Source organism: Gordonia sp. NPDC003422 (assembly GCF_053588675.1).
The window spans coordinates 1-1,921 of record NZ_JBSFQL010000069.1 but is presented as its reverse complement, the minus strand read 5'-3'; the positions used below and the strand labels follow the sequence as shown (position 1 = coordinate 1,921).

2 protein-coding genes and 1 pseudogene are annotated in these 1,921 nt (G+C 63.1%); all 3 read left to right on the top strand.

The genetic code is table 11. The features are described 5' to 3' along the window. A pseudogene (locus ACWDTF_RS24785) lies at positions 1-135 on the top strand (glyoxalase/bleomycin resistance/dioxygenase family protein); the annotation flags it as partial. Between the two features lie 230 nt (positions 136-365). Continuing rightward, positions 366-713, top strand: a complete 348-nt coding sequence (locus ACWDTF_RS24780) for an ArsR/SmtB family transcription factor (protein ID WP_449755247.1) — start codon at positions 366-368, stop codon at positions 711-713. Between the two features lie 33 nt (positions 714-746). Then, a complete protein-coding gene (locus ACWDTF_RS24775; protein WP_449755246.1) occupies positions 747-1,667 on the top strand; it encodes an arsenate-mycothiol transferase ArsC in 921 nt (306 codons plus the stop codon). The last annotated feature ends 254 nt before the right edge of the window (positions 1,668-1,921 follow it).

The following is a 1,921-nucleotide window of genomic DNA, read 5'->3' as shown; positions in this document are numbered from 1 at the left end:
AAGGTGTGGGTGACCGGACCGGCGAAGGAGAAGTGGGAGGTCTACACCGTGCTCGCTGACTCCGAGACGTTCGGGACCAGCCCGAAACTGCTGGAGCAGAACGCCGCCGCCGAAGCGCGCACGGCCTGCTGCTAAGCCCGGCGACCGATCGCGCTCTCGCCTACCGCGCGATGCGGTCGGCGAGAGTGCGGATCGGGATGATCGAGTCGATAGGAGTCGGTTGATCCGGACAGAGCGGATGACCTCGATGCTGCGATGGCTGCGGGCAGTGAGTAGACCGGTGGCCATCTGCGATCGTCGACCGCTGTGTGCGAGTACGTGCGGGTTTGAGATGCCGCGGGTGCGCTGGTCAGTAGACTGCGGATATGGCAGTCGCATCGGGTGGATCGGTCGGCGGGGGTCCTGCGCACCCGCCGCGTGGGGCGGTCCGTGCGGCGCTGAGTCGTTCTCAGGCCGAAGACGCTGCCATGGTCCTTCGGGTGGTCTCCGACGCGACTCGCTTGCAGATCTTGAGCTTGATTATGGCCGACTCCAGTGGGCGCGTGCGGGTCACTGAATTGACGGCCGCTTTGGGGCTGCGTCAACCAACGGTGTCCCATCATCTCAAAGTGCTCACCGACTCGGGGGTGTTGGAGCGTGAGCCTGTGGGCCGAGACGTCTGGTATCACGTCGTGCCTTCGCGGCTCGATGCGATCGCAGATCTTCTTCGCTGACACGGTCACCTGACGAGACGCGATGGAAAGCTGATGAATTCATTTGACAGTCTTCGGCGCAGACAGATCGAGACGATGGCCCATCCTGATCGGCTCTCTCTGCTGGCTCTGTTGATCAGCAGCTCGTCCACGTTGTCAGCGATTGACCTGACTTCCACACCCTCTGATTCCGGGCGGGTCAACGGGCACTTGCGAGCGATGGCGGCCGCGGGTTTGCTGATTACCGAGAGCTCTGAGGACTCACCCTTCGGTAGGTACCGCCCATCTGCAGACGCCTTAGCCCGTTTTGGAGGAGCTGCACTCGGCTATCAGTCACGCCGGACCGGCGACGCCGAGCCAGGTGATCACCGCAGGTTGTTGGACCGTATCGCTGCGGACTTGGCTGCCCGGTTTGCTGGGCATGTATCGGCGGAGACGGTAGCTGACTTTGTGGACGAGAGTTACCAGCTCTTGGCCGCGCGCGCCGCTGTGCGCGTGTATTTGCCGACGTTGACCGAGCGGTTCGCGGCCGACCGATTGGAGGCGCTGATCACCGCGACGGATACTGAACGGGACCGTCGTCGCGATGTGCTCTTCGTCTGTGTCCGCAACGCGGGGCGGTCTCAGATCGCTGCGGCATTCGCGAGGGCGCTGGCAGGCGACCGTCTCTCGGTGCGCACAGCGGGTTCCCTTCCTGCTACCGAACTCGATCCCAGTGTGCGGTCTGAGCTGGTGCGACGCGGTATCGCCGGATGGGTCGAGTTCCCGCGTCCACTCACCAGTGAGGTCGTGCAGGCATCGGGGGTTGTGGTCACCATGGGGTGCGGTGATGCCTGTCCTGTCGTGCCTGGCCGACGTTATGTCGATTGGACTGTTGATGATCCGGTTGGCCAACCGCAAGTAGAAGTGCGTCGAATCGTAGATGACATCGAAGGCCGAGTCCGCCGTCTGGTCCGCGAACTCGATGCTTCCTGACCTGTTAGTCGACCCTAGGAGATGTGACGAACTGTCAGGGCAGTGGAGTCCAGGAGATAACCGATTCCTCGCACGTTGCGGATAGCGTGCCCGACTCCGTGGTTGTCCAGCTTGTGGCGAAGGCGTTTGATGGCAGCCGCCGCCGCGCTTTCTGGGGAAGTGACGGCGCTCATCGAAATTCCCCAGTGATGCTCATCTGAATTCCCCACCCCGTGTGGCTCCGCCGGAGAGGGCGGGCCTCCCGAGATGCTGGT